At 44.8% G+C, this 14,463-nt stretch carries 18 protein-coding genes; 9 read left to right on the top strand and 9 right to left on the bottom strand.

Features of this window, described 5'->3' with window-relative positions; all coding sequences use genetic code 11:
• Window positions 1-5: 5 nt before the first annotated feature.
• A complete protein-coding gene (locus BEP19_RS05230) occupies window positions 6-737 on the top strand; it encodes an AzlC family ABC transporter permease (RefSeq protein ID WP_120188802.1) in 732 nt (243 codons plus the stop codon).
• On the top strand, window positions 728-1,054 hold the full coding sequence (locus BEP19_RS05225) for an AzlD domain-containing protein (RefSeq protein ID WP_120188801.1): 327 nt from the start codon (window positions 728-730) through the stop codon (window positions 1,052-1,054). The genes BEP19_RS05230 and BEP19_RS05225 overlap by 10 nt, the downstream gene beginning before the upstream one ends.
• Window positions 1,055-1,159: 105 nt before the next feature.
• Here BEP19_RS05225 and nagB read toward each other — a convergent pair whose 3' ends face one another.
• The 3 genes from nagB to BEP19_RS05210 form a co-directional block, all read right to left on the bottom strand.
• On the bottom strand, window positions 1,160-1,885 hold the full coding sequence (gene nagB / locus BEP19_RS05220) for a glucosamine-6-phosphate deaminase (protein ID WP_120188968.1): 726 nt from the start codon (window positions 1,883-1,885) through the stop codon (window positions 1,160-1,162).
• Between the two features lie 321 nt (window positions 1,886-2,206).
• The gene (locus tag BEP19_RS05215; protein ID WP_120188800.1) at window positions 2,207-3,187 is read right to left on the bottom strand and encodes a LacI family DNA-binding transcriptional regulator; all 981 of its coding nucleotides are present in this window, start codon (window positions 3,185-3,187) and stop codon (window positions 2,207-2,209) included.
• A 65-nt stretch (window positions 3,188-3,252) separates the two neighbouring features.
• Window positions 3,253-4,164, bottom strand: coding sequence for an aldo/keto reductase (locus BEP19_RS05210; RefSeq protein WP_120188799.1), 912 nt, complete (start codon window positions 4,162-4,164; stop codon window positions 3,253-3,255).
• 134 nt (window positions 4,165-4,298) lie between these two features.
• On the opposite strand from BEP19_RS05210, the gene BEP19_RS05205 reads away from it, so the two are divergent.
• Window positions 4,299-5,489: an acyl-CoA dehydrogenase family protein gene (locus tag BEP19_RS05205; protein ID WP_120188798.1), complete on the top strand. Its 1,191-nt coding sequence runs from the start codon at window positions 4,299-4,301 to the stop codon at window positions 5,487-5,489.
• A 118-nt stretch (window positions 5,490-5,607) separates the two neighbouring features.
• Complete coding sequence (locus tag BEP19_RS05200; protein WP_120188797.1) at window positions 5,608-6,966, top strand: hemolysin family protein; 1,359 nt, start codon at window positions 5,608-5,610, stop codon at window positions 6,964-6,966.
• A gap of 26 nt (window positions 6,967-6,992) precedes the next feature.
• Here BEP19_RS05200 and BEP19_RS05195 read toward each other — a convergent pair whose 3' ends face one another.
• Both BEP19_RS05195 and BEP19_RS05190 read right to left on the bottom strand, forming a co-directional pair.
• A complete protein-coding gene (locus BEP19_RS05195) occupies window positions 6,993-8,312 on the bottom strand; it encodes a hemolysin family protein (protein WP_120188796.1) in 1,320 nt (439 codons plus the stop codon).
• A 249-nt stretch (window positions 8,313-8,561) separates the two neighbouring features.
• Complete coding sequence (locus BEP19_RS05190; protein WP_120188795.1) at window positions 8,562-9,017, bottom strand: CBO0543 family protein; 456 nt, start codon at window positions 9,015-9,017, stop codon at window positions 8,562-8,564.
• Window positions 9,018-9,210: 193 nt separating this feature from the next.
• Here BEP19_RS05190 and BEP19_RS05185 point away from each other — a divergent pair, with 193 nt between their 5' ends.
• Complete coding sequence (locus BEP19_RS05185; protein ID WP_120188794.1) at window positions 9,211-10,395, top strand: MalY/PatB family protein; 1,185 nt, start codon at window positions 9,211-9,213, stop codon at window positions 10,393-10,395.
• Between the two features lie 416 nt (window positions 10,396-10,811).
• Here the strand turns inward: BEP19_RS05185 and BEP19_RS05180 are convergent, their stop codons facing one another.
• Window positions 10,812-11,171, bottom strand: coding sequence for a Lin0512 family protein (locus tag BEP19_RS05180; protein ID WP_120188793.1), 360 nt, complete (start codon window positions 11,169-11,171; stop codon window positions 10,812-10,814).
• A 157-nt stretch (window positions 11,172-11,328) separates the two neighbouring features.
• Between BEP19_RS05180 and BEP19_RS05175 the strand changes: the two genes are divergently transcribed.
• On the top strand, window positions 11,329-11,514 hold the full coding sequence (locus tag BEP19_RS05175) for a CDGSH iron-sulfur domain-containing protein (RefSeq protein WP_120188792.1): 186 nt from the start codon (window positions 11,329-11,331) through the stop codon (window positions 11,512-11,514).
• Between the two features lie 33 nt (window positions 11,515-11,547).
• The gene (locus BEP19_RS18130) at window positions 11,548-11,676 is read left to right on the top strand and encodes a hypothetical protein (RefSeq protein ID WP_281269271.1); all 129 of its coding nucleotides are present in this window, start codon (window positions 11,548-11,550) and stop codon (window positions 11,674-11,676) included.
• Between the two features lie 46 nt (window positions 11,677-11,722).
• On the opposite strand, the gene BEP19_RS05170 is transcribed toward BEP19_RS18130, so the two are convergent.
• Window positions 11,723-11,923: a DUF1657 domain-containing protein gene (locus BEP19_RS05170; protein WP_120188791.1), complete on the bottom strand. Its 201-nt coding sequence runs from the start codon at window positions 11,921-11,923 to the stop codon at window positions 11,723-11,725.
• Between the two features lie 14 nt (window positions 11,924-11,937).
• Entirely contained in the window at window positions 11,938-12,282 is a 345-nt protein-coding gene (locus BEP19_RS05165; protein ID WP_120188790.1) for a DUF4363 family protein, read from the bottom strand.
• Between the two features lie 92 nt (window positions 12,283-12,374).
• Between BEP19_RS05165 and BEP19_RS05160 the strand changes: the two genes are divergently transcribed.
• Window positions 12,375-13,238, top strand: coding sequence for a DUF421 domain-containing protein (locus BEP19_RS05160; protein ID WP_120188789.1), 864 nt, complete (start codon window positions 12,375-12,377; stop codon window positions 13,236-13,238).
• Window positions 13,239-13,283: 45 nt separating this feature from the next.
• Here the strand turns inward: BEP19_RS05160 and ybaK are convergent, their stop codons facing one another.
• A complete protein-coding gene (ybaK, locus tag BEP19_RS05155) occupies window positions 13,284-13,736 on the bottom strand; it encodes a Cys-tRNA(Pro) deacylase (protein WP_425452726.1) in 453 nt (150 codons plus the stop codon).
• 138 nt (window positions 13,737-13,874) lie between these two features.
• Here ybaK and BEP19_RS05150 point away from each other — a divergent pair, with 138 nt between their 5' ends.
• Window positions 13,875-14,435, top strand: coding sequence for an FAD-dependent oxidoreductase (locus BEP19_RS05150; protein WP_120188787.1), 561 nt, complete (start codon window positions 13,875-13,877; stop codon window positions 14,433-14,435).
• The last annotated feature ends 28 nt before the right edge of the window (window positions 14,436-14,463 follow it).

The raw sequence follows: 14,463 nt of genomic DNA, 5'->3' as shown, positions 1-14,463 counted from the left end.
CGATCATGCAAGAACAAGTCGAATTATACAGCGAAGAGGAGAACCACGAAGAAGAAACGTTTCTGCAGGGGGTAAAAGACTGCGTCCCAACCTTGCTGGGATATTGGAGTATCGGTTTTGCCGCGGGTGTATTAGGTGTCACATCCGGCCTAAGCGCGATTGAAATCGTATTGATGAGCGCGCTCGTCTATGCCGGTTCAGCTCAATTTATTATGACGGGCATGATTGCTGCTCACGGCTCCTTCGGCGCCATTACACTCACGATTTTCTTTATCAATTTACGCCATTTACTGCTCAGCGCCGCCTTGTCCCCTTTCTTTCGTCACTTAACCCCATTAAAAAATACGTTAATTGGCGCGCTTGTCACTGATGAAACATTCGGAGTGGCCATAAGTGAAAACGCCAAAAAGAAAAAGATTAGCGAAAAGTGGATGCATGGGCTGAATCTGACCGCCTACCTCAACTGGATCATCGCCAATTTGTGCGGCGCATTCCTCGGACAATGGATTACGCAACCGGAAAAATTCGGCTTGGACTTTGCGTTACCCGCGATGTTCATCGGCTTACTCGTGCTGCAGATGGTGAGCAGAGCCAACATAAAAACGGACATCTTTGTCGCTTGCTGGGCCGTTGTCCTCGTTGTGTTCCTTACAATGCAATTATCAGGAAACGCTGGCGTGATCTTAGCGACAGTAATCGCTTCAACATTTGGAATGGTGGTGGAAAAGTGGAAGTAAGAGGAGAAATATTGTTCATCATTCTGGGGGCTGCGCTCGTCACCTTTATCCCGAGAGCGCTTCCGCTCGTTGTGTTAAGTCGCATCCAAATCCCAGAGTGGGGAATGCGATGGTTAAAATACGTGCCGATTTCTGTCATGGCCGCGTTAGTCGGACAAGAATTGCTGCTAAACGACGGACAGTTCACCCCCATTTCACAAAATATGGAGTTATGGGCTGCTCTTCCAACTTTTATTGTGGCCATTCTCACGCGCAGCTTGCTCGGGGCCGTGCTGGTCGGCATCCTTTCGTTGATGGCTCTTCGATTCCTATTTTAGCTGCGAGACGATCGAATCGTTTCAGACATAAACATATGAAAAAACCCCAATGATCTTAGTTCCATTGAGGTTCTCTGCATCTGCAGCGCAAAGCTGTCATTATCTTTAATTTTCACCTAACGCAGCTTCATCGGCGATGATTATGAAGTTAGGGTGCCGTTTTAAAGCTGAGGCTGGAAACGCTTCATTGATATCACGATGAATTAAATTGTTCAAAGCCTCTCTTTTACTCTCACCCGTAATGAGCATAATGATCTCTTTGCTTGCGTAGATCGTCGCGATCCCCATCGTGATCGCATGCGTCGGCACATCTTCTATTCGACCAAAAAACTTAGCGTTCGCTTCCCGTGTCGATGGCGTTAACTCAATGATATGAGTTTTCGTGTCAAACGGCGTACCGGGTTCATTAAATCCGATGTGACCGTTGCGCCCAATGCCGACAATTTGCAGGTCAATCCCACCGTGTTCAGCGATTAACCGCTCGTAAGTCACGCACTCTTGTTGAACATCAGCTGCATTGCCGTCTGGGATATGGGTGCGCTCTTTCTTAATATCAATATGATCCAATAAATATTTGTTCATAAAATAACGGTAGCTTTGGTCATTCTCGCCTGGCAGCCCAACATATTCATCCAGATTAAAAGTTGTGGCTTGTTGATACGAAGCGCCGTTTCGTTGATGATCTTCAATCATTAGGCGATACGTACCAATCGGCGTTTCCCCTGTTGCTAAACCAAGTGTTAAACTTGGGTTTTTCCGCATTTTGGCAATGACCATCTCCGCCGCTTTTTGACTCATTTCTTGATCGTCTTTTACACGAATGATCCTCATTTCTTTCTCCCCCTTGTTACAAACAGCAAAGTGGCGCTCCCCACCGATGATCCTTGCCGCTCCCATGCATTCGATTGAATCATACGGAGGAAGGACCCTCCTCTTGATTTCTATGTGTATACAGTTACATCCTATTTAAATTCGATCACGATCATAACATAACTTTCGATACATCGCGAAGTTTTTTTAAAATCCATACTTTTCGCTTATCCCATCGGGTCCATGGGCCTTACTCCCCCTTTAATATCGAATCTCAATTCCGACCCATCTCAGGTCCATCGGCAATCGATTCTACGGCATATGTAATCGATTCCAGGAAAACTATACACTATCCCGAACAATTAGTCTATAATTCAACTCCACCCTTTTATGACTATTTTTTCTTCCTTTTATTTGCTCTAAAAGCAGCAACGCCGCTTCTTTCCCTGCTTGCGTATGTCGGAATTCGACCGTCGTTAAAGCGGGCTCGACATATTTTGAAAGTTCCTCCGCGCCCATCCCCGCGATCGCGATCTGCTCAGGAATTTTTAAACCGATTTCCTTGCTGCGTCGCATGACGCCAATTGCCAATCGATCTGTTGCGCACAAAACAGCGTCAGGCGCCGCCTCTAACGAGAACATCTCTTGCGCGACCCGATACCCAGCCGCAACCGTAGGCTCTGCCTGTTTCATCCATAAAATTGGTAGCTGATGCGCTTGCATCGCATCCATGAAGCCTTTTCGGCGCATCCCGCTCGTCGGATAATCCGCTTGCTCTGTTCCAACAAAGGCGATATTTCGATTGCCTTGACTAATGAGCAGCTCAGTCATCGCTTGCGCCGCTCGACGTTCTGCGTGAATGACCCTCGTAATGTCTTCGATATCTAGTCCAATCACGACAAACGGCATCTTCATTCGTTGCATTTTCTCGGTTAAGGCCATATTTTCGTTTGGGGCTAAAACGATGATTCCATCCACTTGTCTGCTTTTTAACAGGCGTAAGTAGCCCAATTCTGTCTCATTTTCGAAATTGGCGCTAGTCAATAAAATCTGAAAGCCGTGAATTCGAAAAACCTCATCCATCCCATCGACGATCGATCCCACTGTTTCCATCGTTGTTTTAGGGAAGATGACACCGATCACCTTTGTCCGCCCTGTTCGTAGCGACTTCGCCTGTAAACTGGGGACGTACCCCGTCTTGTCGATCACTTCTAGTACACGTTTACGCACTTCTTCGCTGACATACCCTGAATTATTGATGACACGTGAAACCGTTGTTCGTGAAACTTTAGCCATCTCTGCAATTTCTTTTATTGTCAACATCGATCGAATGCTTCAACTCCTTTTTTATCATTGCGCTGCCGCATCGTTTGCTTGTTGATTTGCAGTTACCCTCGATGGTGTTGATAGCGGTTTCGTTTTGACCATGTTTGCAATTTCACTCGTTCATCGTCAGATAAACAAAGTTGAGCCGCTGCCGCGTTGGACGCTAATTGAGTCGGCTGGCTAGCGCCCGGAATCACGGTAGCTACAGCCCCGTGTCCCAATGGGTAGCGCAAAGCAAGTTGTGAAAGGCTTCGCTCGTTATTTGACAAGCCCTTCATCCGCGTAATCAGCTGACGTATTTCTTCATATGTATAATCCAAAAAACCTGTTCCGTCCGCCTCTTGCAAAACCCGTTCCGATAAATATCCCTTCGCTAACGGACCTCTAGCAATCACACTGATCTCATGCCTTTCCAACAAAGCTAACAATTCTTCTTCAGGACGTCGATCTAGAATGCTATATGGCAGCATCACACTGACGATATTAGCCTGCGCGACAAATGAACGGATCACGTTTGGACGAAGCGAAGAAATGCCGTAGGCTCGAATCAAGCCTTCTTGCTTTAATTCCTCAAATGCCTCAATCGTTTCCTCAAACGGGTCATCGATTGTTCCCCCATGTAGTTGATATAGATCGATGTAATCAGTAGAAAGTCGACGTAAACTCTGTTTCACCGCTTCTTTTATGTATGCTTTCGATGGGTCCCAACGCCACCCATCTTGTTGTTCATTCCAGCGATTGCCCACTTTCGTAGCCAAGATCACTTCATCTCGTCTTCCTTTAATCGCCTTACCAACAATTTCTTCATTTCGACCATAATCGTATAAATCAGCCGTGTCCAAAAAATTAATGCCGCTCGCTAACGCCTGGTGGATCATTCGTATCCCATGCTCTACCTCAACGCCGAGCGACATACAGCCCATACCGATCTCACTCACGAACAGATCCGATGAACCTAATCGATTTTTACGCATGATCATCCCTCCTTGACGAGCCCACGTTTATTATAGCACGTCCTTCCATTATCAACCAATGGTAATTTTCCATTTGTGGTATACTAATAGCGCATTTTTAATCAACTATTTCAAGTAAAAATCGGAGGACGAGCATGTCAACAGCAATGAACATTGATTATTTTGTCCGCAATCAAACGGAAGAAAAGCTCGTTACGCTTGCGGATTCCTTAGCGGAACGCTTCTACGAGCGCGCAGCGGGTTATGATTTGTCGGAAGAAACTTCCTTCCCATTCCAAAATTTTAAAGAGTTACGCGAGGCGGGTTACTTAAAATTAACAACGCCACGTTGCTATGGCGGCGATGAACTTTCTTTGTATCAACTGGTATTAGTCCAAGAGCGATTGGCGCGCGGCGACGGTTCGACCGCTTTAGCCGTCGGCTGGCATCTTGGGCTGATCCATCATTACCGCCATATAAATGTTTGGCCACACCCCCTATTTGAGCAATTGTGTCGCGATGTGGTTGAACAAGGGGCGATGATCAATCATTTTTCCAGTGAACGCAACACAGGCAGTCCGACACGCGGCGGTCGTCCTGAAACGATTGCGCGACGAACGACAAGCGGTTGGCTTTTATCGGGTCGAAAAACATACAGCACACTAATCCCGATCTTAGACCGATTCGTAGTTACCGCCTTTGTCGAAGAAAGCGAACAAATCGGGCACTTTTATGTAAAAAAGCAAGCGGGAATCGAGATTGATCCAACTTGGAACACGCTCGGGATGCGAGCAACCGCTAGCCACGACGTGATTCTCGACAACGTATTTGTGCCAGATGACGCCTATGTTCCCACTTCCCCGACGTGGAGCAGCGATGGCAACGGATGGTTGTTGCATATCCCCGCTTGCTATGCGGGAATTGCCTATGCAGCCCGTGATTTTGCTCTAAAATACGCTTCCAAATATCAACCGAACAGTTTACAGACGACGATTTCTAAGTTACCCCATATTCAGCAGCGGATCGCGCAAATCGAACAAGATTTGATGATCTCCAGAACCTTACTCTATTCGGTAGCCGACCGATGGGATCGCGACCCAGAGCATCGAACACGGCTGCAACCTGAACTCGGATTGGCCAAAAAAGTCATGATCGACCATACGTTACGAATCATCGACAACGCGATGCGGATCGTCGGCGGAGCCAGCTTGTCGCGTGATCTTCCTTTAGAGAGATGGTACCGTGACGCGCGGGCGGGGCTGCATAATCCACCAATGGAAGATGCCGTCGATCGGTTGCTGGCGATGCGCGCCCTCGCAGAATTTGAACGCGATGACAACGAATAAACAAGGATCGTTTTATGAAATACGATCAAATGGAGAATACTAAAGATCGTAAGAGGTTGGTTGAAAACGTTCATCTATCCGCTTAAACCCTTTTTGGTTTTAGGAGGGAGTAATCGATTTGTATATTGAAGTGATGATCCTTGCCTTATTGATCATAATTAACGCTTTTTTTGCCGCTTCCGAAATCGCTTTAATTTCTCTTAACGATAATAAAGTGAAGGTGATGGCGGAGTCTGGCGATAAAAACGCAATGGCGCTCTACAAACTACTAAACGAACCGAGTCGTTTCTTAGCGACGATCCAAATTGGACTGACGTTCGCAGGCTTTTTCGCAAGCGCCTTTGCCGCGGAACGATTTTCAGGACGGCTCGCCCAATTTTTGCATCGTCACGGGGCGCCCATCCCCGAACATTGGCTTGCCGCCCTTTCATTGATCATCATCACCTTGATTCTCTCCTATTTTACGTTAGTCATTGGGGAGTTGGTGCCAAAACGACTTGCGATGCAAAAACCAGAGCCGATCGCTAAAGTTGTCGTTAGACCGTTGACTTTATTATCTTCGCTTACATCACCTTTTGTGAAGCTGCTAACCGTCTCCACGAATATGCTTGTTCGTTTGTTTGGCGTCGATCCAAATGCCAACGACGATCATGTGACGGAGGAAGAAATTCGGATGATGGTCGATGTTGGCGAAGAACGCGGCGCCATTCAGGATACGGAAAAAATGATGATTAACAACATCTTTGATTTTGACAATATTACCGTAGAAGAAATTATGACACATCGAACGAATATGGTCGCTTTCCCGCTCGATTCAACATTAAAAGAGGTGGTCCCGATCATCCTTGCCGAGAAATATACGCGGTATCCTGTGTACGATGGTCACATTGACAATATAGTTGGAATCATTCACGCCAAAGATTTGTTGCGCTACATTGGGCAGCAAGACGCGGAAAACATTCAACTAAACGCCATTTTACGCAAGCCATATTTTGTTCCCGCATCGCGGGTCGCTGATGAATTGATGGAAGATTTAAAATGTAGAAAAGTTCATATGGCGATCGTCATCGATGAATATGGCGGCACGGCCGGGCTGGTCACCTTTGAAGATTTGGTGGAAGAAATCGTCGGTAATATATTTGATGAACACGATGACGAGGAATTTGAGGTTGTTGAAATTGGGACAGATACGTACTTAATGAATGGCATGCTCAACCTGCATGACGTCGAAAAAATGATTGAGGTTGATTTCCCAACAGACAATTATGATACGTTAAGCGGTTTTTTAATTGGACAAATCGGTGATCTACCGAATGGACAACAGCAACCAAGCCAAGTAATTGAATTCCAAGATCACCTATTTTCAATTGAAGAAGCAAACGACAAACGGATTACAAAAGTAAAAGTAGCGAAAAAACCGCTGATCCCCCTTGATGTCGATGCGAAACCAGAAGCAGAAGAAAACCCTCACTTATAATGTGAGGGTTTCATTCGCTAAAATAACTAGCCTGACGTGGAGAGGATACCCTCCTGTATTTTTTTAATCGAAACACGGTTGATTCTTAAATTTTCAATTTCCGTTATAATAAATTCATATCCGTTAAACTCGATACGTTGATTTACTTTCGGCGGGACTTCAACTTTGGCATACATCCATCCTCCCAACGTATTCACATCGTGACTATCGATTTTTAAACCGAAGAAGTCGTTTACTTCATCAAGCAGCACGCGGCCATCAACAGAAATCACATCGCCATCTTTCTCTTCAAACGGTAACCGCTCTTGATCAAACTCATCTTGGATTTCACCAACAATTTCCTCAATGATGTCCTCAATCGTCAACAGACCTGCTGTCCCTCCGTACTCATCAATTACGATAGCCAACTGCGTCCGCTTCTTTTGCATTAACTTCAATATGTGGCTAATTTGCATCGATTCGGGCACTGTGATCACTTCACGTAAAATCGACTTCATATCGATATCTCTTTGATTCGTAACTGCCGCAAACATATCTTTTATATGAACAAACCCTACGATATGATCTTTATCCGGATCACAAAACGGGTAACGTGTCATTTGTTCGTCTAATGTAATTTGGAGGTTTTCTTCAAAAGAAGAATGAGCGTATAAACAGACCATGTCTGTGCGCGGAATCATAATTCCCCTTGCGTTTTGTTCAGAGAAATCAAAAATATTGTCTACAAACGCGAGCTCAGTTTTGTCAATATATCCACTTTTGTGGCTTTCTTCCATTAAAATACGAATCTCTTCTTCTGTATGCGCCGCTTCGTGTTCCGTCGCTGGATGAATGCCAATCAGGCGCAGGAGCCAATTGGCCGTTCCGTTCAGCAACCAAATAAACGGAAACATCAACTTATGAAAACCGATCAACAAAGGAGCGGTCCACATTGTTACGTCTTCCGACTTCTGAATCGCCAACGATTTCGGAGCAAGCTCCCCTAAAACGATATGAAGACACGTAATTGTGGAGAAAGCGATCGCGAAAGAAACCGTTTGAACAACCACGCCCGATAACCCGAAACTTCGAAAAATCGGATCTAACATTTTGGTGACAAGCGGTTCCCCCACCCAACCCAATCCGAGTGAAGCAAGCGTAATCCCAAGTTGACAAGCAGATAAATACGCATCTAGATCACGCGTCAGTTGTTGAGCATATTTCGCTTTCGTATTCCCTTCCAAGACTAATGCTTCCAAACGCGAACTTCTTACTTTAACCATCGCAAACTCAGCGGCGACAAAGAAGCCATTCAAAAAAACGAGGAAGAGCACAAGCAGAATATATAAAATTGACTCAGGGTCCAATTAGGTCTATTTGCCCTAGCCTACTAAAGCAAATAGTACACCTCCTTCTTATCGCTATACAACTATCTTATTATTTTATGCTAAAAATATTATTTCAGCAAAGCAGTAACGATGTCGAATTGGAGCGAATTTGAACTAAACAGACCATTTTCAGTCGTTTTCTGAGATAAATAGATAGTATAAGTTCAAAGAAGTTTACTTTTCATCTTTTTTCAGTAATTCATCTCTTTTTTCTCTAGATTTCTCCTTTTATCTTGGAGGATTCGCTCTCCACTGATGGTGGCGGTAAAAAATGATAAATAAAATCCAATCGGCAAGATAGGAACACCTCAAATTCCACCAACTTAAATGCTCCATAAACCCATATGTAATCGCAAGCCATTCAATCATGAACGCAAACATGGACCAAGCAAAAATGTAGACGGCGATCATGTTCCATGTTTGACGCCGCGGCAACCACTGTAAGAAAAAATAAACTGTGATTGGATAAATGCCGAATTGTTGCATGAGATGATACCAAAACGTCTGTTGATTCGTCGGAGCCGGATAATTCCACAACTCGTAATGGTGCGCGAAAAAATCCACTGCGCACGCGAGATACATCGCTAAAAGCACACTTGGGTAAAACAGCCGAAATTTACTTTTATCCGCAAATAACAAGAACCAGATCCACGATAAGATAAATAAACCCAGGAAAAAGATCATAAATAAATGGGCTCCCCTCCCCGTTACTATTTCTTATTATGGACCAAAAGTCAGAATAGTAGTATTCTAAAGAAAGTAACCCTTAAATTCCTAGTTGAAAAGGTGGTATTGATCTTTTTCAATTGCGTTTTTTCTGGTACAGTGTAAAGTAATGAGGATAAATACATAACGAATTCGAAAGGCGGAACGCAAGATGAGCTACAACTTTGATCAAATTATCGATCGCCACAATACTTTCTCCAATAAGTGGGATCAAACCGAAAAATTGTTTGGAGATAAGGACGCGCTGCCGATGTGGATTGCCGACATGGACTTCCCCGCTCCACCTGAAGTAATCCAGGCGCTACGAGAGCGCATTGACCATGGTATTTACGGCTACACACTGAAACCCGATTCGTATTTTCAAGCCCTGATCGATTGGGTGGAGCGCCGACAAGGTTGGACGATTCAAAAAGAATGGATCACCTCGAGTCCAGGAATTGTGACGGCGCTTAGTATTCTTGTTTCCACGCTCACAGAACCAGGGGACAAGGTGTTAATTCAAACGCCAGTCTACCCCCCATTCTTTCAAGTCGTAAAGCGAAACAAACGTGAATTAGTAACGAATGAATTACAGTTGGAGAATGGGCGCTACACGATCGACTTTGCGCAGTTGGAACAGCAATTTAAAGCAGGCGTGAAAATGATGCTGTTATGCAGCCCGCACAACCCTGTCGGACGAGTGTGGACAAAGGCAGAACTGGAGCGTTTAGGCGCTTTATGCGTTCAATATGGGGTCATCGTCGTGTCAGACGAAATACACGCGGACTTATTATTTTCGGGCCATGTTCATCAGCCATTCGCTCCGCTTTCTGAGGCATTGCTGCAGCAAACAGTCACTTGTTATGCCCCATCAAAAACGTTTAACGTGGCAGGATTGAAAAGCTCCTTTGTAATTATCGCCAATGACGCCTTACGAGCAAAATATGATGAAATGTTATATAACTTAAATTTAGAATCGGAAAGTTTTTTTGGAGTTAGCGCGGTAGAGGCCGCTTTTCGTCATGGGGAATCGTGGCTTATCTCGTTGATGGAGTACGTAGAAGAGAACTTGCAGTTGTTACTGGACACGTTCGCCAAACGAATCCCGCAAATTGAAGTGATTCAACCCGAGGGCACATATCTCGTCTGGTTAGATTGCCGAAAATTAGGATTAGATTCGAGCGAACTGCATGCATTTATGTGTAAAAAGGCAAAAGTAGGACTCAATCAAGGAACAGCATTCGGTACTGATGGCGCCGGGTTTTTACGGATGAACATCGCCTGCCCTCGCTCAATTTTAGTCGACGGACTAGATCGAATCGAGCGCGCTGTTAACGAAGCTTTCCCGCAAAAATAACGGAGAGTAGTTGCCGCAAATTTAAAAACAGGCTTCGCTGAACACGGAGCCTGTTTTCTATTTGGATTGGATAGGCCCCCCCTAAGGTGGCTGGACGAAGGGCTGGATATTTTAGACCGATGGCCGAACGATTGGCGCCGCTTGCCTTGTAAAGGGAGTTCTGACTGTTACAGGGGAAAACGCGTGATCGTCAGCACTGTAACGGGACTTGGGACCTCTACAGCACACAACCATACTACATATCGCCACATCTACATCTGCAACGGGAGTTCTGACCGTTACCGAGGAGCACGCGTAATCGTCGTCGCTGTAACGGGATTAAAGACCTCTACAGCAGCCGTAACAATCCGCCGCATTTTACGCCGACCGCGCCCACCTTTCCCTGCTTGTCCATTATGTAGCCAAGTTCAATCGAATTAAAATCCGACTTCAATCGAAGCAACGACGACATACGCCAAATCGTTCTTATCGCCTTTGTCTTCCAAAATAATGCCGCTAGACGCGAGCATGCCTCCATCCGAGATATCGAACGTGATTTGGCCATACGGAAATACCGCTCTCACTTGTTCAAGATCCAATTTGTCTTTATCTGCTGGAACAGCAAGTCGAACGTTCACTTTCATGTTGTTGACATCTTGGTCTGGAACTAACTTACGAAGCCCCGGCAATGAGTTATGATGAATCGCATTTTTTACCGCGCGCACCGCCGCTCTCGTTACATCTTGTCCATGCAAATCAATACCCATTCCATATTCAATAATCATCACTGTATCCACTTCAATTTCATCCCCTCTATCGTTTTTAAAGCGGATAATACAAAAACCGCTATTTGTGTAAATCTTACCATTTTTACCGAAGTGACTTCAAGGCGTTCAAAATGCGAGTTATGTTTACCTGCTATTTCGGCAATGATGGGGGTGGAGGTGATTAAACATGGCTGACATTCAAGCGCAAGATAATGGACCATTGCTCGCAACAGGCATCACCCTACTTGATGGCGAAGGAAACAAATTAGAAACAAAAGAAAAGGTCTACCTTTGTCGCTGCGGGCTTTCCTCTAAAAAACCGTTTTGCGATGGTTCCCACAAAGGTAAGTTTGAAAGCGAAGTAAGAGCTTAACAAGAAGGAACAAGTGTAAAGGAGGCGCTTCAAATGAACAAATTGAAAACAAATTTGTTTCGAATTGCCAAGTCCAACTCAACTTATTGGATTCTGCTCCTGGTCGTAACCGCTGCTTTAGTTGGCTTTTATTATTACCTCCGACATTCTGTGTTCCATTAATTTCATCCAACCATACGAAAGGCGCAGTTTGCGCCTTTTATCTTTGTTAACGATACTGCGGCTCCTCTTTTTCAATATCTGCTAAGCGTTGATTCAAGGAATAGAGCGTCCGATTCAACTCGAGTGCCGCTTCTAAATATTTTTCTTTGGCGACGGGATCCTTCGATTGCAAAGCCATCATTTCTACTGAAGCCTGCGCGCCTGTGAGGGCCCCAATCGTTTGTTGCAGTTTAGCCGCAACAGTCATCTGCGCTCACCTCCTTAAAAGTTATAGATTTGACGCAGTGTTGCTCTTATACTAGAAATCAACATCTTCGCTTGTAGCTTATCTTGTTCCTCGATGGCGCTTTTTAGTTGATCTAGATCAGTATAAATCTGTTCATACTCCGCTTCATCCCCCAACCATTGTAATTTCCACTTATTTTTTTTATACCACACGCTCACTTTTTGCCGATCCTGAGCAGCCCTGTTCCAATACTCCCGCTCCACGTTCTGGGCCAACTGTTCGAACTGTTCAAAAATAGTTTCATGCTTCGCTTGCGCTTGTGATTGAAACAAGACCATCGGCGCGGCAAAGATAGCAAGAGTTAACATCAACACCCGCATAAGGCCAGGCCCTCCTTTGCTTATATTTCCTGATTGTTATCCCTTATTTTGCCCAATAATAAGATTATTACTAAAGAAAAGGATGTAGAACATTGCCAGAATTGATGATGATCTTTATTCGTTCGCTACTCTCCTTTTTCGCGCTTCTTTTATTAACAAGGCTGATGGGAAAAAAACAACTTTCCCAATTAACTTTCTTTGACTATGTTGTCGGGATTACGATCGGTTCCATTGCCGCTTCAATGTCAGTGGACCAAAACATTATGCTGGCCAACGGCTTAGTCGGACTCGCGGTTTGGGGATTAATTCCGATCCTAATTAGTGTTGTCGAGTTAAAATCATACTTTTTCCGAATGATGACAGACGGGAGTCCGACAATCTTAATCGAAGACGGGCAAATTCTAGAGAAGAATTTAGTGAAGGAGCAAATACCCCTTGATAAATTAATGTCGCTTTTGCGGCAAAACAATGCGTTTAAATTGGCAGACGTTGAATTTGCTATTTTAGAAACAAATGGTCAATTAAGCGTCATGAAAAAATCAGAAGCTGAAGCCGTTACCCCGAGAATCCTTGACATCCCCACGGAGAAAATGGAAGATCCAAGGTTAGTCATTTTTGATGGTGAAGTGATGGAATCAACTTTAGATGAGATCGGGGTTACGAAAGAATGGCTATTAGGAGAAATTATTAAGCAAGGCGCGAAAACGTACTCGGATGTGTTTGCAGCCCAGTTGGAATCAAATGGAAACGTCTATATCGATCTTTACGACGATCAGAAGAAAGTCACTCAACCGAATCAAAAAGCGATGCTAAAAGCGACATTGGAAAAAACGCGGGCAGATTTGATGATTTATACCTTGGATACGGACAACCCCGAAGCCAAGCAAATGTTTGATCAAGAAGCGCAACGAATCGAAAAGACGTTACAAAGTCTGAATTCCTATTTGAATGGATAGCGGTGAGCATCGTGGCTGAAGCGCGGCCGCGACGCTCCACACTCTCTATTTTTTTAGATCCACTAACTTGGCAGCGGCGAGCGCTTTCAATTCGGCCACTCCCAATTCCATTTGTAAACCAACTTTTCCCGCGCTAACAACGATGGAGGACAATAAAGCGGCGCTTTCATCGATAAATGTCGTATACGACTTTTTCATGCCAAGCGGTGAACAGCCACCGCGAACGTAGCCGGTATAAGCTTGAATTTGTTTGACAGGGAGCAATTCTACTTTTTTCTCCGCGCATGCCTTTGCCGCTTTCTTCAGGTCCAGTTCCCGCTCAACAGGAATCACACAGACATACGGCGTTTTGCTGGCTCCTTGAACGACGAGCGTTTTATACACAAGTTGCGGATCGCGTTCAATTTTTTGGGCCACGGAAACGCCATCGATTTTACCATCTTTGCTGTCATAAGTGAGGACCTCATAGCTGATCTGCTGCTTGTCCAAAATCCTCATTGCATTCGTTTTTACTATTTTAGCCACACTCTCCCACTCCTTTGCGAGGGTTAAAATCCCTTTTTCGGGTAGTCTAACATGAATAAGGGGACTTTTGCATCGTTCCCTTTCGAATAACATAGAAAAGAGGGGTTTTTGATGTACGATGTCGTCATCATTGGCGCGGGCCCGGCAGGCGCAAGCGCAGCGTTATTCACGGCAAAAGCGGGCAAAAAGACACTTGTCCTCGACAATGACAAAAGTATCACCAAACGAGCATGGCTGGAAAATCATTTTGGTGTAATGGAAATTTCAGGTCCCGATTTAATTGAAATAGGGAAGCAACAAGCAAGTAAATTTGACGCTAAATTTATCAACAGTACCGTTCAAAACATCGTAAAACAAGATGTGGGATTCAAAGTTGAAGCAGAATCAGGCAACTATGAAGCAAAGCATGTCATCGTTGCGACCGGTCTGACAACGGATCTTGCGGAAAAAGTCGGATTGAATACAAAGCCAGGTACAGAACCGCGCGTTAAAACGGTTTTGGATGTTGCCTCAGACGGAAAAACGAACATCCCCGGCATCTGGGCCGCGGGCGCGGTAGCAGGAGAAAGCTTGCACACGATCATTACCGCGGGGCATGGAGGCAAAGTAGCGATCAATATAATTAGTGAATTGAATGGCGAAAGATACGTTGACCACGATGTATTGAAATAAGAAAGCGGGAGAGTGGTACAAGGCTCTC

Origin of the sequence: Ammoniphilus oxalaticus (assembly GCF_003609605.1) — a bacterium.
GTDB classification, from domain to species: Bacteria; Bacillota; Bacilli; order Aneurinibacillales; family RAOX-1; genus Ammoniphilus; species Ammoniphilus oxalaticus.
This window is presented reverse-complemented; position numbering and strand designations above follow the sequence as displayed.